This is a genomic window from Roseicyclus amphidinii (genome assembly GCF_030163755.1).
In the GTDB taxonomy this organism is placed as follows: Bacteria; Pseudomonadota; Alphaproteobacteria; order Rhodobacterales; family Rhodobacteraceae; genus Roseicyclus; species Roseicyclus amphidinii.
This window is the reverse complement of record NZ_JASJOE010000014.1, coordinates 52762-72046: the sequence shown is the minus strand read 5'-3', so window position 1 is coordinate 72046 and position 19285 is coordinate 52762. Positions and strand designations below refer to the sequence as shown.

Annotated in this window: 25 protein-coding genes; 12 read left to right on the top strand and 13 right to left on the bottom strand. The window is 68.7% G+C overall.

Features of this window, described 5'->3' with window-relative positions:
- Positions 1-240, bottom strand: a 240-nt coding sequence (locus QQK83_RS07090; RefSeq protein WP_284262984.1) for a zinc-ribbon domain-containing protein, incomplete at its 3' end; no start/stop codon positions are given.
- 145 nt (positions 241-385) lie between these two features.
- Between QQK83_RS07090 and QQK83_RS07085 the strand changes: the two genes are divergently transcribed.
- The 5 genes from QQK83_RS07085 to QQK83_RS07065 are packed head-to-tail and all read left to right on the top strand — an operon-like array spanning position 386 to position 4087.
- Positions 386-1099 (top strand): cell division ATP-binding protein FtsE, encoded by a 714-nt coding sequence (locus tag QQK83_RS07085; protein WP_417750341.1) that lies wholly within the window; start codon positions 386-388, stop codon positions 1097-1099.
- Positions 1096-1998, top strand: coding sequence for a cell division protein FtsX (locus QQK83_RS07080; protein ID WP_284262982.1), 903 nt, complete (start codon positions 1096-1098; stop codon positions 1996-1998). Before QQK83_RS07085 ends, QQK83_RS07080 begins: the two co-directional genes overlap by 4 nt.
- Entirely contained in the window at positions 1998-2720 is a 723-nt protein-coding gene (locus QQK83_RS07075) for a lysophospholipid acyltransferase family protein (protein WP_284262978.1), read from the top strand. The genes QQK83_RS07080 and QQK83_RS07075 overlap by 1 nt, the downstream gene beginning before the upstream one ends.
- Positions 2707-3309, top strand: coding sequence for a pyridoxamine 5'-phosphate oxidase family protein (locus tag QQK83_RS07070; protein ID WP_284262975.1), 603 nt, complete (start codon positions 2707-2709; stop codon positions 3307-3309). Before QQK83_RS07075 ends, QQK83_RS07070 begins: the two co-directional genes overlap by 14 nt.
- A 1-nt stretch (position 3310) precedes the next feature.
- Positions 3311-4087 carry a 23S rRNA (adenine(2030)-N(6))-methyltransferase RlmJ gene (locus QQK83_RS07065; RefSeq protein WP_284262974.1) on the top strand — a complete coding sequence of 259 codons (777 nt, stop codon included), beginning with the start codon at positions 3311-3313 and terminating at the stop codon, positions 4085-4087.
- 106 nt (positions 4088-4193) lie between these two features.
- Here the strand turns inward: QQK83_RS07065 and QQK83_RS07060 are convergent, their stop codons facing one another.
- Complete coding sequence (locus QQK83_RS07060) at positions 4194-4733, bottom strand: CIA30 family protein (protein WP_284262972.1); 540 nt, start codon at positions 4731-4733, stop codon at positions 4194-4196.
- Positions 4730-5692 (bottom strand): acetyl-CoA carboxylase carboxyltransferase subunit alpha, encoded by a 963-nt coding sequence (locus tag QQK83_RS07055; protein ID WP_284262970.1) that lies wholly within the window; start codon positions 5690-5692, stop codon positions 4730-4732. Before QQK83_RS07055 ends, QQK83_RS07060 begins: the two co-directional genes overlap by 4 nt.
- A gap of 172 nt (positions 5693-5864) precedes the next feature.
- Between QQK83_RS07055 and QQK83_RS07050 the strand changes: the two genes are divergently transcribed.
- On the top strand, positions 5865-6290 hold the full coding sequence (locus QQK83_RS07050; protein WP_284262968.1) for a hypothetical protein: 426 nt from the start codon (positions 5865-5867) through the stop codon (positions 6288-6290).
- Between the two features lie 18 nt (positions 6291-6308).
- On the opposite strand, the gene QQK83_RS07045 is transcribed toward QQK83_RS07050, so the two are convergent.
- Entirely contained in the window at positions 6309-7268 is a 960-nt protein-coding gene (locus QQK83_RS07045; protein WP_284262965.1) for an L-malyl-CoA/beta-methylmalyl-CoA lyase, read from the bottom strand.
- Positions 7269-7385: 117 nt separating this feature from the next.
- The gene (locus tag QQK83_RS07040) at positions 7386-8555 is read right to left on the bottom strand and encodes a MalY/PatB family protein (RefSeq protein WP_284262963.1); all 1170 of its coding nucleotides are present in this window, start codon (positions 8553-8555) and stop codon (positions 7386-7388) included.
- Between the two features lie 145 nt (positions 8556-8700).
- On the opposite strand from QQK83_RS07040, the gene QQK83_RS07035 reads away from it, so the two are divergent.
- The 5 genes from QQK83_RS07035 to QQK83_RS07015 all read left to right on the top strand — a co-directional run bounded on the left by QQK83_RS07035 (position 8701) and on the right by QQK83_RS07015 (position 12157).
- Positions 8701-9816: an alkane 1-monooxygenase gene (locus QQK83_RS07035; RefSeq protein WP_284262961.1), complete on the top strand. Its 1116-nt coding sequence runs from the start codon at positions 8701-8703 to the stop codon at positions 9814-9816.
- 136 nt (positions 9817-9952) lie between these two features.
- On the top strand, positions 9953-10477 hold the full coding sequence (def, locus tag QQK83_RS07030; RefSeq protein ID WP_284262959.1) for a peptide deformylase: 525 nt from the start codon (positions 9953-9955) through the stop codon (positions 10475-10477).
- A gap of 23 nt (positions 10478-10500) precedes the next feature.
- Complete coding sequence (gene def, locus QQK83_RS07025) at positions 10501-10977, top strand: peptide deformylase (protein WP_284262989.1); 477 nt, start codon at positions 10501-10503, stop codon at positions 10975-10977.
- The gene (fmt, locus tag QQK83_RS07020; RefSeq protein ID WP_284262957.1) at positions 10977-11891 is read left to right on the top strand and encodes a methionyl-tRNA formyltransferase; all 915 of its coding nucleotides are present in this window, start codon (positions 10977-10979) and stop codon (positions 11889-11891) included. Before def (QQK83_RS07025) ends, fmt begins: the two co-directional genes overlap by 1 nt.
- Positions 11888-12157: a hypothetical protein gene (locus tag QQK83_RS07015; protein ID WP_284262955.1), complete on the top strand. Its 270-nt coding sequence runs from the start codon at positions 11888-11890 to the stop codon at positions 12155-12157. The genes fmt and QQK83_RS07015 overlap by 4 nt, the downstream gene beginning before the upstream one ends.
- 4 nt (positions 12158-12161) lie before the next feature.
- Here the strand turns inward: QQK83_RS07015 and acpS are convergent, their stop codons facing one another.
- The 7 genes from acpS to folK all read right to left on the bottom strand — a co-directional run bounded on the left by acpS (position 12162) and on the right by folK (position 17858).
- Positions 12162-12614: a holo-ACP synthase gene (gene acpS, locus QQK83_RS07010; protein ID WP_284262953.1), complete on the bottom strand. Its 453-nt coding sequence runs from the start codon at positions 12612-12614 to the stop codon at positions 12162-12164.
- Positions 12611-13024, bottom strand: a complete 414-nt coding sequence (locus QQK83_RS07005) for a hypothetical protein (RefSeq protein WP_284262951.1) — start codon at positions 13022-13024, stop codon at positions 12611-12613. Before QQK83_RS07005 ends, acpS begins: the two co-directional genes overlap by 4 nt.
- Positions 13025-13164: 140 nt before the next feature.
- A complete protein-coding gene (locus QQK83_RS07000; RefSeq protein WP_284262949.1) occupies positions 13165-13908 on the bottom strand; it encodes a pyridoxine 5'-phosphate synthase in 744 nt (247 codons plus the stop codon).
- Between the two features lie 31 nt (positions 13909-13939).
- The gene (locus tag QQK83_RS06995; RefSeq protein ID WP_284262948.1) at positions 13940-14584 is read right to left on the bottom strand and encodes a DUF2062 domain-containing protein; all 645 of its coding nucleotides are present in this window, start codon (positions 14582-14584) and stop codon (positions 13940-13942) included.
- 77 nt (positions 14585-14661) lie between these two features.
- On the bottom strand, positions 14662-16785 hold the full coding sequence (locus tag QQK83_RS06990; RefSeq protein WP_284262945.1) for a RelA/SpoT family protein: 2124 nt from the start codon (positions 16783-16785) through the stop codon (positions 14662-14664).
- 31 nt (positions 16786-16816) lie between these two features.
- Positions 16817-17170, bottom strand: coding sequence for a DNA-directed RNA polymerase subunit omega (gene rpoZ / locus QQK83_RS06985; protein ID WP_284262943.1), 354 nt, complete (start codon positions 17168-17170; stop codon positions 16817-16819).
- Between the two features lie 76 nt (positions 17171-17246).
- Positions 17247-17858: a 2-amino-4-hydroxy-6-hydroxymethyldihydropteridine diphosphokinase gene (folK, locus tag QQK83_RS06980; protein WP_284262941.1), complete on the bottom strand. Its 612-nt coding sequence runs from the start codon at positions 17856-17858 to the stop codon at positions 17247-17249.
- Positions 17859-17980: 122 nt separating this feature from the next.
- On the opposite strand from folK, the gene QQK83_RS06975 reads away from it, so the two are divergent.
- Positions 17981-18556, top strand: coding sequence for a LabA-like NYN domain-containing protein (locus QQK83_RS06975; RefSeq protein WP_284262939.1), 576 nt, complete (start codon positions 17981-17983; stop codon positions 18554-18556).
- A 93-nt stretch (positions 18557-18649) separates the two neighbouring features.
- On the opposite strand, the gene QQK83_RS06970 is transcribed toward QQK83_RS06975, so the two are convergent.
- The gene (locus QQK83_RS06970) at positions 18650-19282 is read right to left on the bottom strand and encodes a class I SAM-dependent methyltransferase (protein WP_284262937.1); all 633 of its coding nucleotides are present in this window, start codon (positions 19280-19282) and stop codon (positions 18650-18652) included.
- Positions 19283-19285 lie beyond the last annotated feature (3 nt).

Genomic DNA, 19285 nt, shown 5'->3' with positions numbered 1-19285 from the left:
CGCAGGGGGCGCGGGCGGTTCGGAGACCTCGGTCGCGGCCCGATCGGACGCAGCGCGCGCGGCCTCGGGCACCTCGGGCGCGGGCCGCTCGACCCGCACCGCGGGGGCCACGTCGGTCCGCCGCCCCGGCTGAAACCATGTCGTCGAGCAGTTCGAACACTGCACGTCCCGCCCCTCGGGCGGGATCATGCTGTCGGCCACCTCGTAACGCGCACTGCAATTCGGACAGGTCAGCCGCATGTTCCGTCGCTCGCCCCCGTTCGGCCCGGTGCCCCCATATGGGCGCAGTCGGCACTCGTTGAACCAGCGATCTTGTATCAGCGCCCCCCAAGCATTCCAAGGGTTTCGCCGCGCCTGCCGATTGCAACGCCGCGCCATCCGTTGCATGAGGGTCGCGGCAAGCGGCAAGGAGCGCCAACCCGTGATCGACATGCAGGACGTCGCCTATGGCTACGGGGCCGAGCCGATCCTGTCGGATCTGACCCTTCGGCTTGCGCCCGGCTCGTTCCACTTCCTCACCGGGCCATCGGGGGCGGGCAAGACCACGCTGCTGAAACTCTGCTACGCCGAGCTTGTGCCGACCGGCGGGCACGTCTCGATCTTCGGCGAAAACGCCGCCGCGCTCGACCGCGACCGGATCGCGCTGACCCGGCAAAGGATCGGCGTGGTTCACCAGGATTGCGAATTCCTCGACCATCTCACCGTGCGCGAGAACATCGCCCTGCCCCTGATGGTCGCCGGTCGCCACGGCCTCGGGCAAGAGGCCAACCTGACCGAGCTGATCGCATGGGTCGGGCTTGGCGCGCGCGCCGAGGCGCGGCCGCCCGAGCTGTCAGGGGGCGAACGGCAGCGCGCCGCGCTGGCACGCGCCATCATCATGGACCCCGACCTGATCCTTGCGGACGAACCCACCGGCAACGTCGACTGGGAGATGTCGCTGCGCCTGCTGCAGCTGCTGACCGAGCTGAACCGCATGGGAAAGACCGTGCTGATCGCCACCCATGACCTTGCGCTGATCCGCGCCGCCAAGGCGCAGGTGCAGGCCCGCGTGCTGCGCCTTGCGGGCGGGCGTCTCAGCGCAGCGGGGGCCGACCTGTGAGCCTCGTCGGCGACATCATCGCGCTCGTCAGGGGCGAAGCGCAGGCCGACCTCGTGGTGCCTCGCAGCGGGCAGGCCGCGAAGCTCACCGTCGCCGTGTCGGGGGCCATGGCCTTTCTCGCGGTCTTCGCGCTGGCGCTGTCGCTGGCCTCGGGCCGCTTGGCCGACCGCTGGTCGGACGCGCTGGCGCAAAGCTCCACCATCCGCCTCTCGGCCCCCGCCGCCGAGCTCGAGGCGCAGACCTGGACGGTCCTGACCGTGCTCGAACAGACCCCCGGCGTCGACAGCGCCCGCGCCCTGTCCGACGACGAACAGCGCGCACTGCTTGAGCCGTGGTTCGGCCCCGACCTTCCCATCGGCGACCTGCCGGTGCCGCGCCTGATCGAGGTCATCGAAACCTCTGACGGCTACGACGCCGACGGCCTGCGCCAGCGCCTTGCCGCCGAAGCGCCGGGCGCGGTGCTCGACGATCACACCCGCTGGCGCCGCCCGCTGGTCGAGGCCGCCGACCGGCTGCGCCTGCTGGGCTGGCTGGCGCTGTCGCTGATCCTCGCATCGACCGCGGCCATGGTCACGCTGGCGGCCCAGGCCGCGCTGGCCTCGAACGAACAGGTGATCCGCGTCCTGCGCCTCGTGGGCGCGCGCGACAGCTACATCGCCCGCGCCTTCGTGCGCCGCTTCACGCGCCGGGCACTCAGCGGGGCCGCGCTCGGCGCGGGTCTCGGAACCATCGCCATCGCGCTGTTGCCCCGCGCCGCCGCCGATGGCGCGTTTCTCACCGGTCTCGGCTTCACCGGCGCGGGCTGGCTCTGGCCCGCCGCCATCCCGATCCTCGCCGCCGTCACCGCCTTCTGGGCGACCCGCATCGCGGCCTTCCGCACGCTCAAGGGGCTGCGCTGATGCAATATCTCCGCTCGATCCTCTTCATCGGCCAGATGTATGTGGCGATGGTGGTCCTCGCCATCGCCTATTTCCCATGGGCGGTGATGTCGTCCGCGGGCGCTCATGCCGCCTGCCACGCCTATTGCCGCTGGGTGCTGTGGACGCTCGCGTGGATGACCGGCCTCAGGACCGAGGTCCGCGGCACGCCCCCCACCGGCGAGGTGATGATCGCCGCCAAGCACCAGAGCTTTCTCGACATCCTGATGATCTACAACGCCGTCCCCCGCGGCAAGTTCATCATGAAACGCGAGCTGATCTACACCCCGCTCTTCGGCCAGTACGCGCTGCGCGTCGGCTCCGTTCCGGTGAACCGCGGCAAGCGCGGCGCGGCCATCGCCAAGATGCTGGCCGATGTGAAATCGGGCCGCCAGCAGGGCGGCCAGCTGATCATCTACCCGCAGGGCACCCGCGTCGCGCCGGGCGTCGCGCGGCCCTACAAGATCGGCACCGGCGCGCTTTACGAGCAGCTGGGCCAACCCTGCGTTCCGGTGGCCACCAACGTCGGCGTCTTCTGGCCGCGCCACGGCATCCTGCGCAAACCGGGGCTTGGGGTGGTCGAGTTCCTGCCGCCGATCCCGCCGGGCCTGCCGCGCGACGCGTTCATGGCGCGCCTCGAGACCGAGGTCGAAACGGCGTCGGACACCCTCATGGCAGAGGCGGGGTTCCATGCGCATCCTTGAGGACATCGCCGCGCTCGACGCGCTCTACGACGCGCCCGTTCCGGCTTCGCTGACCAAGGTCGCACCGGCCCTGACGCCGCTCTACCGGCAGTGGATCGGGGCCGCGCGCTTCTGCATCCTCTCCACCGTCGGCCCCGAGGGCACCGATGCCAGCCCCCGCGGCGACGACGGCCCGGTGGTGCGCATCGCGGATGACCGCACGATCTGGATGCCCGACTGGCGCGGCAACAACCGCCTCGATGGCCTGCGCAACATCGTCCGCGACGGGCGCGCCTCGCTCCTGTTCATGGTGGCCGGGTCGCTCAACGTCGTCCGCGTCAACGGCCGCGCCGTGCTGACCGACGACCCCGCCGTGACCGGCAGCTTCGAACAGGGCGGCAAACACCCCAAGGTGGTCATCGTCCTGACCGTCGCGGAGGTCTATTTCCAATGCGCCAAGGCGCTGATGCGCTCGGGCCTCTGGACCCGCGGCGACGACAGCGCGGACCTGCCCACGGCAGGCCAGTTCATCAAGGAACGCGACGCCGCGTTCGACGCCGAGGGCTATGACCTGAGCTATCCGACCGAAGCGCCGAAAAGGATGTGGTAGGATGCTCTCCTACCAGCACGCCTACCACGCGGGGAACCTCGCCGATGTCCAGAAACACGCGCTGCTGGCCACGGCCCTCGACTACCTGACCCGCAAGGACAAGCCGCTCTCCTATCTCGAAACCCACGCGGGCCGCGGTCTCTACCGGCTCGACAGCGCCGAGGCGCTGAAAACCGGCGAAGCCGCGCAGGGCATCGCCCGCGTCGCGGACCGGTTCGCGCCCGAGCATCCCTACACGCGCGCCCGCGCCGCCGTCACCGCCGAACACGGCCCCGCGGCCTATCCCGGCTCGCCGCTCTTCGCGGCGGCGCTGCTGCGCCCGATGGACAGCATGACGCTTGCCGAACTGCACCCCGCCGAGGCGTCGGCCCTGCGCGAGGCCCTGCCGCGCCACCGGGCGCAGGTGCTGCGCGAAGACGGGCTCGCCATGGCGCTCTCGCGCACCCCGCCCGAGCCGAAACGCGGCCTGATGCTGATCGACCCGAGCTACGAGGTGAAGACCGACTACGACCGCCTGCCCGGCATCGTGCAGAAGCTTCATGCCAAGTGGAACGTGGGTATCGTGATGCTCTGGTATCCCGTCCTGACCAACGGCGCGCAAACCGCCATGGTCACGGCCCTGCGCGATGCCTTCCCCGACGCCCTGTCGCACGAGGTCCGCTTCCCCCCCGCGCGCCCCGGCCACGGCATGATCGGCTCGGGGCTCTTCGTGGTGAACCCGCCCTATGGCCTGGCGGACGAGGCCCGTCGCCTCACCGATCTCTTCGAACGGCGCTGATCCCCTTCATCTTCCCCCAAATACGGCCTTTTGGAGCAACGCCGCCCCTCGCCACAGGTCCGGCCCCGGCGCGCGGCCCGACACCCGCCCTGAGGCAGCGACGGCCCTAGACCGTCCCCAGCGCCGCCAGCGACACATCCGCCACGTGGTCCCGCCCATAGGCGACCAGCCCGACCGAGCGCACCTCCTCGGGCCTGACCGCGCCCGCCATCATCCGCCCCGACGCCACGAAGCCCGACAGCGGCAGCACCACCTCGGCCCAGTCCGGCCCGGTCTCGAACCCCTGTTGGTAATACTGCCACGGCAGCCGCGTCCGCGCCGTACGCAGATGCACGAAATACCGCTCGCCATTGCCGCGCACCCGCAGCCTGAGCGCCGTCGCCCCCGCCGGCAACCCGCCCGGCATCTCCGTCCGCGCCTGTATGAAGCCGCCGCGATTGGCCGTCGACACGCGGCCCGTCAGGCGCAGCGCGCCCCCCTCCAGCCGCGCCTGCCCCTCCGAGACACCGCCCATGACCGTATCGGCAAGATAGCTCCAGTCGAAACCGGTGGCGGGCGTCATCGCCGCTCCCCCTCCCTGTGCCTGCACGGGGCGGACCGAGAGCATGGCAAGGCCCGCCCCCAGCAGGCCCCGCCGGGTGATCACGCCGCCAGGCCCTTGGACCCCATGTCGAGATACTTGCGCCGCCGCCCCGCGATCAACTGCGCGCGATCCGCGCCCTTCAGCTGCGCCAGCATCGAGGAGATCGACCGCCCCACCCCCGCGATCACCGCCTCGCGGTCACGCTGCGCGCCGCCCAGCGGCTCCTTGATGACCACGTCGCAGACGCCCAGCTTGTGCAGGTCCTGCGCGGTCAGGCGCAGCGCCTCGGCAGCCTCGCGCATCTTCTCGGCGTCCTTCCACAGGATCGAGGCGCAGCCCTCGGGCGAGATGACCGAGTAGATCGAATGCTCCAGCATCGCCAGCCGGTCCGCCGTGGCAAAGGCGACCGCCCCGCCCGATCCGCCCTCGCCGATGATGATCGAGATCAGCGGCACGCCGATCTGCAGGCATTTCTCGGTCGAGCGCGCGATGGCCTCGGATTGACCGCGCTCCTCCGCGCCCTTGCCGGGATAGGCGCCGGGCGTGTCCACCAGCGTGATCACCGGCAGGCCGAAGCGGTCGGCCATGTCCATCAGCCGCACCGCCTTGCGGTAGCCCTCGGGGCGGGCCATGCCGAAATTGCGCTCGATCCGGGTCTTGGTGTCATGGCCCTTCTCGTGGCCGATCACCATGACGGGCGTGTCCTCGAACCGGGCGAGGCCGCCCATCACGGCGTGGTCGTCGGCGAAATTCCGGTCACCGGCCAGCGGCGTGTATTCCGTGAACAGCGCCTGGATGTAATCGCGGCAATGCGGCCGGTTGGGGTGGCGGGCGACCTGGCATTTCCGCCAGGGCGTCAGCTCCTTGTAGAGGTCGCGGAGCATGTCCGCGGCCTTCTTGTCGAGCGCCGCGGCCTCGGCCTCGACGTCCATTTCCTCGTTGCGCCGGGCCAGCGCGCGCAGCTCTTCGGCCTTGCCTTCGATCTCGGCAAGCGGTTTCTCGAAATCGAGATAGGTCGTCATGGTCGTCTCCGTGGCCGCGCCCTGCTGTGGGTATATGACCGCGCGCCGCCACGGATGCAACGTTTGCAGCACGGGGCGCGCGGCAGCGCCGCGCAGGCCTCTATCGAAAGATGGAATTGCAACTTTCGATATGCTAAGCGGTCAGGCAAGTCGAGCCGTATCGGAGTGTTCCATGCCCCAGCTGAAACCCCTCGCCCTGTGCCTTGCACTGGCCGCCCCCCTCGCCACGCCCGCCCTGGCCGATCCGACCGTCGGCATCGGCCTCAACATCGTCTTCGGCGGCAGCCAGGGCGCCGATGTCGGCGTCGGCCTGCGCGTCTTTTCCGACAACCGCCGGGATGAGGTCGCGGGCACCCTCGGCCTCGATTACATGTTCTCCACCAACAGCTTCCGCGGCAGCCTCGGCGCGGCCTACATGTTCGACAACGGCTTTGTCGGCGGCGATGTCGGCTTCGACTTCGGCAGCGGCACGGTCGGCTTCGGCGTCAGCGGCGGTGTGGCCAACACCGAGGACCCCGCGCCGGTCACACCGCCGCAGCAGGAGCAGCCCGTGCAAGGCGAGACACCGCTGTTCATCGGGGGACCGGGGGACGGTTGACCCTCCAGCGGCGGGGCCTTACCCCGCCGCGATCATCTCGGCCTGTTTCACGATCACCTCGGCCTGCTTGATCGAGGCGATGTCCACCAGCCGCCCCTTGTAGACGGTCGCGCCAGCGCCCTCGGCCTTGGCCTTCTCCATCGCGGCAAGGATCTCGCGCGCCTCGGCCACGGCCTCGTCCGAGGGGGTGAAGACCTCGTTGGCCAGCGCCACCTGCTTGGGGTGGATCGCCCATTTGCCGACCATCCCCAGCGTGGCCGAGCGCCGCGCCTGCGCGCGGAACCCCTCGTCATCCGAGAAATCGCCGAACGGCCCGTCCACCGGCAGCACCCCATGCGTGCGGCAGGCCGCGACGATGGCCGCCTGCGCCCAATGCCAGGGGTCCGACCAGTATTTCGCACCGTCACGGTGCATGTAGTAATTCTCCTGCGTGCCCCCGATACCCGTGGTCTGCATCCCCATCGAGGCCGCGAAATCCGCCGCCCCCAGGCTCATCGCCTGCAGCCGCGGCGACGCGGCGGCGATCTCCTCGACATGGGCGATGCCCGCGGCGCTTTCGATGATCACCTCGAAGGCGATGGGCTTGGTGCGCCCCATCGCCATCTCGATGGAACTGACCAGCGCGTCGACCGCGTAGATATCGCCCGCGTTGCCGACCTTTGGGATCATGATCTGGTCCAGCCGATCCGACGCCTGCTCCAGCAAATCGACCACGTCACGATACCAATACGGGCTGTCCAGCCCGTTGATCCGGACACTCAGCGTCTTCTTGCCCCAATCCACGTCGCCGATCGCCTGGATGATGTTCTTCCGCGCCTGCGCCTTGTCGTCGGGCGCGACCGAATCCTCGAGGTCGAGGTTGATCACATCCGCCTCGCTCGCGGCCATCTTCTCGAAGATCGCGGGCCGCGAGCCGGGGCCGAACAGCTGGCAACGGTTCGGGCGGGCGACGGGCTGGGGCTGGATGCGAAAGCTCATGGGCGGGATCTCCGATGCGCAAGGATGTTTCGTCTCTCTCACCCCAGCGGATAGGATATTGCGCCGCGGCATGCAAGTGCCGCAGCGCGGCATGGCGTGGGCGCTGCCGCCCGCACCCTACTGGAGATCGGAAAACGCCCGTGCCATCCGCGCCACGGCATCCTCGATCACCGCCCGCGGGGCGGCGATGTTGAACCGCAGGAAACTGTCGCCCCCCGTGCCGAAACTCGGCCCGTGGTTGGCCGCGATCTTCGCGCCCTGCTCGACCCGCGCGGTGAACTCCTCCCGCGTCATGCCGGTGCCCGAGAAATCCACCCAGGCCAGGTAGGTCGACTGCAACGGCATCGACCGCAGGCCGGGAATGGCGTTGATCCCCGCGTCGAAAATGCGCGCATTCTCGGCCAGGTAGGCGCAAAGCGCATCCACCCATGCCGCCCCCTCGGGCGAATAGGCCGCCGTCACCATGTGCAGCCCGAAGGAATTGGGCGACATCCCCAGCGCCATCATCCGCGCCCCGAACCGCGCGCGCAGGTCCGCGTCGGGGATGATCACGTTGCCCACATGCGCGCCCGCGATGTTGAAGGTCTTGGTCGCCGCCGTCATCATCACCAGCCGGTCGGCGATCCCCTCGATCAGCGCCATCGGCGTGTGCGCCTGCCCCGGCATCACGAGATCGTGGTGGATCTCGTCCGAAACGATCAGCAGGTCATGCCGCCGCGCGAACTCCGCCACCCCCTCCAGCTCGGCACGGGTCCAGACGCGGCCGCCGGGATTATGCGGCGAACACAGGACCAGCATCCTTTCATGCCCCTGCATCTGCGCATCCCAGGCGTCGAAATCGAGCGTGTAGCGCCCATCGACCACCGGCATCTCGCACTCCACTAGGTCGCGGTTCGAGGCGCGGATCACCTTGGCGAAGGCATGGTAGACCGGCGTGAACAGCACCACGCCATCGCCCTCCTGCGTGAAGGCGTCGAGGCACATCGACGTCCCGTTCACCAACCCGTGCGTGGTGAAGATCCAGTCCGGCTCCACCCGCCAGCCGTGCCGGTTCTCCATCCACCAGCAGATCGCCGCCTTGTAGGCGCTGTCATCGCCGAAATAGCCGTAGACCCCGTGATCGGCCATCGCCTGCACCGCGTCCTGCACGCAGGCGGGCGGGCGGAACTCCATGTCGGCCACCCACATGGCGATCCCGTCCTCGGGGCTGACGCCGTAGAGGGCCTGCATCGCGTCCCATTTCACGCAATGGGTTCCGCGGCGGTCGATGATCTCGTCAAAGGACATGAAGGCTCTCCGGGTGGTGGCTGTGCCCGCACCCTAGCCGCGCAGGCGTCAGCCGCAAGACCCGCGGGCGGCGGGTCGCTTTGAGACCCGCAAGGGACGTGCTAGCCTTCTCCCGTTCAGTGCCACGGTGCCCCGGGGGGCCGACATGGACCGGATCAGTTCCCATTCCGTCGACCCCCGCCGCCTGCTGTGGCCGGCCGGGCTCGTGATGCCCATGGTCGTGCCCGCCTGCCTCGGCGCCCTCGCGCTCGGCGCACCGACATGGGCCGTCGCGCTCACCCCGCTTGTCCTCCTGTTCGGGGTCTGCACCGCGCTCGACCATCTCTTCGGGCGCGATCACCGCAATGTCTCGCTCGAGACCGCGATGGACCTCGAGGGCGACCCCTATTACCGCACCCTGCTGTTCGTGGTGACGGGGCTTTTCGTGCTGTCGCTCCTGCTGGCCTGCCGGATCGTGGCCTCGGGCGTGTTCGGCCCGGTCCAGATCATCCTCTTCGGCTGGGGCCTCGGCCTGATCCACGCGCCGCTGGTCTTGATCGGTCACGAGCTGGGCCACGCGAGATCGACACGGGACCGCCGCCTTGCGCGTGTCGCCCTGGGGCTCATCGCCTACGGGCATTTCTCCATCGAGCACAACGCCGGGCACCACGTCCATGTCGCCACGCCCCGCGACCCGGCCTCGGCCCGCTACGGCGAAAGCATCTACCGGTTCGCCCGGCGCGAGATCCCCGGCGTGTTTCTGGGCGCGCTGAGAGCCGGGCGCGCGCGGCTGGTGCGCAAGGGCGCGGGGGTCTGGCACTGGCGCAACACGATCCTGCAAGGCTGGGTGGTCACGGCGCTTATGGCGGGCACCGTGACCCTTGCCTTCGGCCCGGTGGCGCTGGGGTTCTACGCGCTGCTCTGCGCGTCGGTCTGGTTCACCATCTCCATGGCCAACTACACCGCGCATTACGGCATCGCCCGCCGCAGGATCGACGGCCGGCGCGAACCCTGCCGCCCAGAGCATTCTTGGAACTCCAGCTTCTTCTTCCCGAACCTCCTGTTCTTCAACCTGCAGCGCCATTCCGATCACCACACCAACGCGCAGAAACCGTTCCAGACCCTCAACGACGTGGACGGCGCGCCGGAACTGCCCTCGGGCTATCCCGGCGTCTTCGCGCTGATGCTGGTGCCGCCGCTGTGGTATGCCGTCATCCATCCGATCCTGATGCAGGCGCTCGACAGCGACGAGAGCCGGCTGAACACCGGGCGGCAGGCCTGAACCACGGCCGCGCCCACCCGGCGCGGCGTATGCACGGGGTGTGTACGGGGTGTGTACGGATGTCACACGCCCGCCATCGCCGGGCAAGGACCGCAGGAATGTTGCAGCCGATGGGCGCTTGTCCTACATCCACGCCATGAAGCGCCCGATCCTCATCCACCCCGACCCGCGGCTGAAAAAGACCGCGCCGCCGATCGCCGACATCACCGACGATCTGCGCGCGCTGGCCGATGACATGCTGGAAACCATGTATGCCGCGCCGGGCATCGGGCTGGCCGCGCCGCAGATCGGCATCGACACGCGGCTGATCGTCATGGACTGCGTGAAAGAGGAAGGGGCCGCCCCCCGCCCGCTCGCCATGTTCAACCCCGAGGTCATCGCCGAGTCCGACACGCGCAATGTCTACGAGGAAGGTTGTCTTTCGATTCCGGACATTTACGCCGAAGTCGAGCGCCCCGCCGAGGTGACGGTGCGCTGGATCGACCCCAGCGGCGCCGCGCGTGAAGAGACCTTTGACGGTCTCTGGGCGACCTGCGTCCAGCACGAGATCGACCACCTCGACGGCACGCTCTTCATCGACTATCTCAAGCCGCTCAAGCGCCAGCTGATCACCCGCAAGATGGTCAAGCTGAAGAAGGACCGCGCGCGGGAAAAGGCGTGAGCGGAACGCGTCGCCCCTTCGTCATGTGGCCCGACCGCCGGTTGCGGACACCTGCCGCGGATGTGCCTGCAATCACTGAAGAAATCCGGGCCACCTGGGCCGACATGATCGAGACGATGGACGCCATGCCGGGCGTCGGCCTCGCCGCGCCGCAAATCGGCGTGATGCTTCGCCTCGCCGTCGTCGACGCCTCCGATGAGCGCGGCCGCGCGATCCGCATGGCCAACCCCGAGGTCATCGCCGCCTCGGACGAGGTGAACGACCACGACGAAGCCAGCCCCAACCTGCCCGGCGTCTGGGCCAAGGTAACGCGGCCCGCCCGCGTGACCGTCGCCTTCACCGACCACCACGGCATTCGCGTCCGGCAGGAGTTCACGGGGCTTTGGGCGACCAGCGTGCAGCACCAGATCGACCACCTGGCGGGCCGGATGTATTTCGACCGCCTGTCCAAGACCAAGCGCGACATGCTCCTGAAGCGCGCCGCCAAGGGGGGCCGCTGATGCGCATCGTCTTCATGGGCACGCCCGAGTTCTCGGTCCCCGTCCTCGACGCGCTGATCGCGGCGGGCCACGAGATCGCCGCCGTCTACAGCCAGCCGCCCCGCCCCGCGGGCCGCGGCAAGAAGGACCGGCCCAGCCCCGTCCACGCCCGCGCCGAGGCCCTTGGGCTGACGGTGCGGCACCCCAAAACCCTGCGCGATATCAACGCACAAGCCGAGTTCGCCGCGCTGAACGCCGATGTCGCCGTCGTCGTGGCCTACGGGCTGATCCTGCCGCAGCCCGTGCTGGACGCGCCCGCGCGCGGCTGCCTGAACATCCACGCGAGCCTCCTGCCGCGCTGGCGGGGCGCGGCCCCGATCCAGCGCGCGATCATGGCGGGCGACGCGGAAACCGGCGTCTGCATCATGCAGATGGAGGCGGGCCTCGATACCGGGCCGGTGCTGCTCCGCCGCGCGATCCCCATCGGGGCGGAGGAAACGGCGGGCGAGCTGCACGACCGCCTCTCCACGCTGGGGGCCGAGGCGATCACCGAGGCGCTGGCGACGCTCGACCGCCTGACGCCCGAGACACAGCCCGACGCGGGCGTGACCTATGCCGAGAAGATCGACAAGGCCGAGGCGCGGGTGGACTGGACCGCGCCTGCACCCCATATCGACAGGCAGATCCGCGGCCTGTCGCCCTTTCCCGGTGCCTGGACGCTGATCGGCGGCAAGCGGGTCAAGCTGATCCGCTCGCGCATGGCAGACGGAAGCGGCCCGCCCGGCGAAGTGCTGGACGGGCTGACGATCGCCTGCGGGCAAGGCGCGGTGGAGATCACCGAGTTGCAGCCCGAGGGCAAGCCGCGCATGGCGGCGGAGGCGTATTTGCGGGGCGCGCGCATCGCGCCGGGTGTGGTGTTGGGGGTTGAGCCATGATCCTGTTCTCGTTCTTCGGCTCGTTGATGATCGCGGGCATCGTGGCGGTGCTGTTCGAGAAATGGGGCTGGACGCACAACGGCATCCTGCCCTCTGTCCTGATCGCCTTCGGCGCAGTGTTGGCGCTGTTCTTCCTGCGCGCGCTCTTCGGGCTGACGCTTGGCTCACCGGGGCTGGACGCCATCATCGGCTCGGCCGCGGCGCTGATCCTGATCCCCACGGAATACGCCAACCGCCGCCGCACGCGGAACGACCGCCGCCGCTGACCCGTCAGCTGATCTTGCGGCGCGAGACCGGGCCGACCTCGGGCCGCAGCGCCTCTGCGGCGTCGGGCAGCGCCTCGATCACGACATAGGCCTGCGCCCAGGGGTGATCGTCGGTCAGGCTGACATGGATGACCGAGCTGTGGCCCTCGGGCGTCATCTGGTCGAGCCGCTCCTTCGCCCAGCCCGTCACATGCATCACCGGCTGCCCCGACGGCAGGTTCGTGACCGCCATGTCCTTCCACGCGATACCCATGCGCAGGCCCGTGCCAAGCGCCTTGGAGCAGGCCTCCTTCGCGGCCCATCGCTTCGCATAGACCGAGGCGGGGTCTTTCATCCGCTCGGCGCGGTTCTGTTCCGTCACGGTAAAGACGCGGTCGCGGAAACGGTCGCCGAACCGGTCCAGCGCGCGCTGGATGCGCTCGATATTCGCAAGATCGGTGCCGATGCCGAGGATCATTTGACGCTCACCACCCCGGTGGCCTGGTTGATGGTGATCTCGACCGCCGGGATGGGCTGGCGGCCATCCGGGAAGCGGACGGGAACCCGCACTGTCAGGCCCCGCGAGGGATCATAACCGGCGGTGGCATCCATGATCAGCGCCTCGGCGAAATAGGGGCCGGCGGCCCCGTCGTAGACCACGGCGGAACAGGCCCGGAACGGGTAGGGGTCGCCCGGCACCGGATGCAGGACACCGATCACCGCGCCCGCCGCCATGGTGGGGGCGACATAGGCCTCGAACAGGCGGATCGCGCCTTCGGCGTAGGACCGGCTGTACGCCTCCCATGGTTCGGACACCATCGTCACGTCGATCAGCCCCTCGCAGGGCACGACCTGTTGGGCTGCGACCGGGGCGGCGAAAAGAGCCATGGCGACGGCCGATGCTGGCAGAAGGTTGCGCAAGACGAGGCTCCGGTGTTGCAGGCTTGGATGGCAGGCGCAGAGTTGCGCAAGTCCGGCGACTTCGCAATCTCTGCGCGCAGGGAAATCGCGCGGCGGGCGCGGGCGTGTCAGCCGCGGGCGGCGTCCATCGCCTCGCGCATCCGGGCGATGGCACGGGGCAGCCCGACAAAGACCGCCTCGCCGATCAGGAAGTGACCGATGTTCAGCTCGGCCACCTCGGGCAGGGCGGCGACGGGGCCGACCGTGTCGTAGCACAGGCCATGGCCCATATGCACCTCGAGCCCGAGATCGGCGGCGCGCCTGGCCCCGTCGATCAGGCGCTGCAGCTCGGCGTCGCGGGCGGCGACATCGCCTTCGGCATGGAAGTCGCAATAAGCGCCGGTGTGCAGCTCGATCACCGGTGCGCCGATGCGCGCGGCGGCCGCGATCTGCGCCGGGTCGGCGGCGATGAACAGCGACACCCGGATGCCCGCGTCCCGAAGCGGCGCGATATAGGCGTCTAGTCGCGCCTCGTCGCCCGCCACCTCCAGCCCGCCCTCGGTCGTGCGCTCTTCGCGGCGCTCGGGCACGATGCAGGCGGCGTGCGGCTTATGGGCCAGCGCGATGCGCTGCATCTCGTCGGTGGCGGCCATCTCGAAATTCAGCGGGATGGTGATCGCGGCCATGATCGCGTCGATATCCGCGTCGCGGATGTGGCGGCGGTCTTCGCGCAAATGCGCGGTGATGCCGTCCGCCCCGGCCTCCTCGGCGACGCGCGCGGCGCGCACCGGATCGGGCAGCGCGCCGCCGCGCGCGTTCCTGAGTGTCGCCACGTGGTCGATGTTCACGCCAAGGCGCAGTCGGTCTGCCATGTGACCCTCCGTTGATCCGTTGTCGTCAAGCCTAGCGGTCCGCCGCCGCCGCGCCAGCCTGTTCGCGCAGCTTTTCCATCTTCTTTCGCAATCTGGCAGATCGCCGTTTCTGATAGGCCCGGATCACCGGCACCGACAGGTAGTAGCAGACCACCCCGCAGATCACGCCGGGGATGATCGAGCCGACCATCCAGGGAAAGAACACGTCGTCGTAGAAGCGGTGCAACTCTTCCCAATGGGCGGTCTCGGGCGTGAAGATGGCGATGAAGTTGTGCCACAGGTCGCCCGCCGCCGCGCCGAACTTGGCGAAGATCGAATCGTTGAGCTCCCCGCGCATCGTGCTGCCCAGCATCCAGTGCCCGGTCTGCAGCGAGATGAAGGCGATGGGCACATAGGTCAGCGGATTGCCGAGGAACGTGGCCAGCAGCGCCGCGAGGATCGAGCCGCGCATCACCTTGGCCAGCAGGGCGGCCACGAAGAAATGCAGCCCGAAGAAGGGGGTGAAGATCGTGAAGGCCCCGGCAAAGACGCCACGCGCGATCTGCTCGGGCGTGCCCGGAAGGCGGTGCATGCGGTGCTTGACGTAGTGAAAGGCACGCACCCAGCCGCCGCGCGGCCAGAACGCCTCGGCGACGATGCGCAGAACACCTCGGGCGTCGCGGCGCTTGAAGACCACGCTCTGCCTGCCTTTCCCTTCCCGCCCGTTCCCGCCTCGTCACGGGTCGGGGCCATTTTGTCCCGCAGCCAGTGCCCTCAGGGCCGCCGGTCGAGATCCCGGGAGCGCTGAATGCCGGCCACGTCGCTGTCGAGATCCACCGCCATCATGACCGCATGGAGGTGCTCGGCGTTGCGCACATCCACATCGATCAGCAGACGGAAGAAATCCGGTTTCCGGTCGATGAAATGCAGATCCGAGATATTGGCGTTCTGCTCGCCGATCAATGTGCATATGCGTCCCAGCACGCCATGCTGGTTCGAGATCGTCACGTCGATGGTCACGTTATGCACCGGTGCGTGGCGCCCCTCGGTCCAGTGCAGGTCGATCCAGCGCTCGGGCTCGTCATCGAAGGCGGCCAGCGCCGGGCAGTCGATGGCGTGCAGCAGCGGCCCCTTGCCGGGATAGGTGATGCCCACGATCCGCTCGCCCGGAACCGGCTGGCAGCATTGCGCGCGCCGGGTCTGCGCGCCGGGCGGAAGGCCGATGACGGCGCGCACGGCCTCGACATCCGCGGTTTCGCTGCGCCCGGCCAGCTCGGGGTAAAGCCGCGCCACGACCGACCGCGCCGACAGCTCGGCCGAGCCGATGCGCGCCAGCATGTCGTCGCCGTCCTTCAGCCCGATGGCCCGCGCCGCGGTATCGAGCGCCTTGTCTTTCGCCTTCTTTCCGACCTGCTCGAAGGCCACGCGCGCCAGCTCGCGGCCCAGCTTGATGTAGCGCTCGCGGTCCTCCTCGCGCAGCATCCGGCGGATCGCGGCCTTGGCGCGGCCGGTCACGACGATGTCGATCCAGCTGGCCTGCGGGGTCTGCCCCTCGGCGGTGATGATCTCGACCGACTGGCCGTTCTTCAGCCGCGTCCACAGCGGCACGCGCAGCCCGTCCACCTTGGCGCCGACGCAGCTGTGCCCGATCCGCGTGTGGATCGAATAGGCGAAGTCGATGGGCGTCGCACCCTTGGGCAGCTGGATCACGTCGCCCTTGGGCGTGAAGCAGAACACCTGGTCGGAATACATCTCGAGCTTCACATGCTCGAGGAACTCGTCGTGATCCTCGGCGTTCTCGAAGCGCTCGGTCAGCCCCTCGAGCCACTTCGCCGGGTCGACGGCAAAGGGGTTCTCGGTGCGCACGCCATCGCGGTAGGACCAATGCGCGGCCACGCCGCTTTCGGCGACGTCATGCATCTGGCGGGTGCGGATCTGAACCTCGACCCGCTTGCCGTCGCGGCCCGACACGGTGGTGTGGATCGAGCGATAGCCGTTCGATTTCGGCTGGCTGATGTAATCCTTGAACCGCCCCGGCACTGCGCGCCACCGCTGGTGGATCGCGCCCAGCACACGGTAGCAGTCATCCTCGGTCTCGGTCAGCACGCGGAAGCCGTAGATGTCGGAGAGCCGCGAAAAGGCGAGGTCTTTCTCCTGCATCTTGCGCCAGATCGAGAAGGGCTTTTTCGCACGGCCAAAGACGTTGCCCTTCACGCCGTGCCGTTCCATCACGGCCTCGATATCCTCGGTGATGCGCGGGATGACATCGCCGGTTTCCTTCTGCAGCGTCACGAAGCGCCGCATGATCGAGGTGCGCGCCTCGGCGTTCAGCACGCGGAAGGACAGATCCTCCAGCTCTTCGCGCATCCATTGCATGCCCATCCGGCCGGCAAGCGGCGCGTAGATGTCCATCGTCTCATGCGCCTTCTTGGCCTGCTTCTCGGGCGGCATGTGGCGGATGGTGCGCATGTTGTGCAGCCGGTCGGCCAGCTTCACGAGGATCACGCGCAAGTCCTTGGACATCGCCATCAGGAGCTTGCGGAAATTCTCGGCCTGCTTCGATTCGCGGCTGGAGAGCTCGAGGTTGGTCAGCTTGGTGACACCGTCCACCAGCTCGGCCACGTCGGTGCCGAACAGCTCGGCCACCTCGGTGTAGGTGCCCTTGGTGTCCTCGATGGTGTCATGCAGCAGCGCGGTGGCGATGGTCGCGTCGTCCAGCCGCTGCTCGGTCAGGATCGCGGCGACCGCGACGGGATGCGTGAAATAGGGCTCGCCCGAGTGGCGCTTCTGCCCCTCGTGCATGCGCTGCGCATAGGCATAGGCGCCCCTAAGGAGCGCCTCGTTGGTCTTGGGGTTGTAGTTGCGGACAAGGGACAGAAGGTCGTCGGCGTCGATCATTCCCGTTTCAACCGTCTGTCCCGAGGGGCCCTTACTTCTGGCCCTGCGCTTCCATCAGAGCGCGCAGCATCTGCTCTTCGCTCATGTCGTCCTGCGCAGGCCGATCAGCCTCCACGCCCTGCAGAAGCGCCATGGCGTCTTCCTCGGGTTCGTCGATCTCGATCTGGGTCTGGTGGCTTTCGATCAGACGTTCGCGCAGATCGTTTGCCCCCTGCGTTTCCTCGGCAATCTCGCGCAGGGCAACGACGGGGTTCTTGTCGTTGTCACGGTCAAGGGTCAGCGGCGAGCCGGACGAGATCTCGCGCGCCCGGTGGGCGGCGAGCATGACCAGTTCGAACCGGTTCGGAACCTTGTCGACGCAATCTTCAACGGTGACGCGGGCCATCTGCGGGCACCTCCAACCTTTGCACGGGAGCGGTAGAAAGGCATCGTTTACGCGCCAAACCCCGGAATGACAAGGGTCAAGACAGCGACGAGGCGGGTGTTTCGCCCATCCGCGCCGCCTCTATCGGGCGGATTTCCGCGCGTTCCGCGGCGGGCCGGTCGGCCAGCATCCGCCGCACGTCGCGCCCGGTGACCGGGTGTCGCCAGTCCGGCGCGACATCGGCCAGCGGCACCAGCACGAAGCTCCGCTCGGCCAGCCGGGGATGGGGCAGGATCAGCTCGCCGGGCGCCTCGACGGCCGCGCGCTCGGGCGGCAGGGCGGCCCAGCGTGCGTGGGTGGCGGCATCGGGCAGGACGCGCGCGCCGAGCGCGATCAGGTCGAGATCCATCATCCGCGCCTCCCAACGGGCATTGCGGGTCCGGCCGAAATCGGCCTCGATCCCGTGCAGAAGCGCCAGCAGCGCCTCGGGCGTGCCGTCCCAGTCCAGCGCGACGGCCGCGTTCACGAAATCCGGCCCGCTTCCCGCCGGGAAGGCTGGCGTGCGGTAGAGGCGGCTTGCCCGCAGGGGCCTGTCGCTGCGCGCGGCCAGCGCCGTGATGGCGGCTGCGACCGCGGCCTCGGGCGACCGCCCGTCACCGGGCAGGTTCGCGCCCAGGGCGATGAGGGCAGTCGCTGCCGGCTTGTCCATATCGGATGATTGCATCCGCTCTTCAATTCATTAAGTTATGCCGGTCTGGCCGTGATCGTAGATAGCTTCACTCCCTATCACCAACGCGTTCGCATTCCAGCATTATGACGGGATCTTTTGCCATGTTTTACCGCGACGAACGGTTGGCGTTGTTCATAGACGGCTCCAATCTCTACGCTGCAGCCAAGGCGCTGCAGTTCGACATCGACTACAAGCTTCTTCGACAGGAGTTCATGCAAAGAGGCAAGCTCTTGCGCGCCTTCTACTACACGGCCCTGCTCGAGAACGACGACTATTCGCCGATCCGGCCGCTGGTCGACTGGCTCCATTACAACGGCTTCACCATGGTGACGAAGCCCGCGAAGGAGTTCACCGACAGCCAGGGACGGCGCAAGATAAAGGGCAACATGGACATCGAACTGACGGTCGATGCCATGGAGACGGCGGCCCATGTCGATCACATCGTCCTGTTTTCCGGCGACGGCGACTTCAAGCCGCTGGTCGAGGCGCTTCAGCGCAAGGGGTGCCGGGTGTCGGTGGTGTCCACCATACGCAGCCAACCGCCGATGATCGCCGACGACCTGCGCCGCCAGGCCGACAACTTCATCGAGCTCGACGAGCTGCGCGAAGTGATCGGCCGCCCCCCGCGCGAGCCCCGCGAGGAACGCGCGCGCCACGACGCCGACGCCGCGGACTGATCCACGGCCAACCCACGTGGTGCGGGCATCGGCACGTTGCCCCACCCATCCCGGCGCAGGGATGCCGGGGTGCAGGTCGGTGCGCCCGGACGCTCAGTCGGCGGCCGACCGCGCGAACACCGAGACCTGGAAGGCCTGTCGCCGCCCCATCGGGGTGACATGGACAAGGCGCTGCGCCTCTAGCGGGGCGAAGACACCGGGCGCGGCCCGCTGCAGCCGGGCGGCCAGCGCCTCGGGCGAATAGCGTTGCACCGGCAGGTTCGAGCACCGCTCGGGCCCGTCCTCGGCGAAGCTGGCGATGATGGCATGGCCGCCGGGGGTCACGGCCCGGCGCATCACGTCGACATAGGCGTCCTGGCCCGCGGGATCGGTCAGGAAATGGAACACCGCCCGGTCATGCCAGAGGCCGTAGGCCCGGTCGGGCACCCAGCGCGTGACATCGCCCGCCACCCAGCGCACCCGCGACGCGGCCGCGCCAAGGCGTGTCTTGCTCAGCTCCAACGCCGCCGGTGACAGGTCGAGCACGGTGACGGCCTCGAACCCCTCGGCCAGAAGCGCATCGGGCAGGTGCGAGGCACCGCCGCCCACGTCGATGATGGGCGCGTCCTTCGCCCCGTAGCTGCGGATCAAGGCCAGCGAGACCTCGGGCACCTCCTCGAACCAGGTCAGCGCCTCGGGCGCACGGCCAGTGTAAACGGCATCCCAGTGGTCCTCAGCACCCGCCACGCG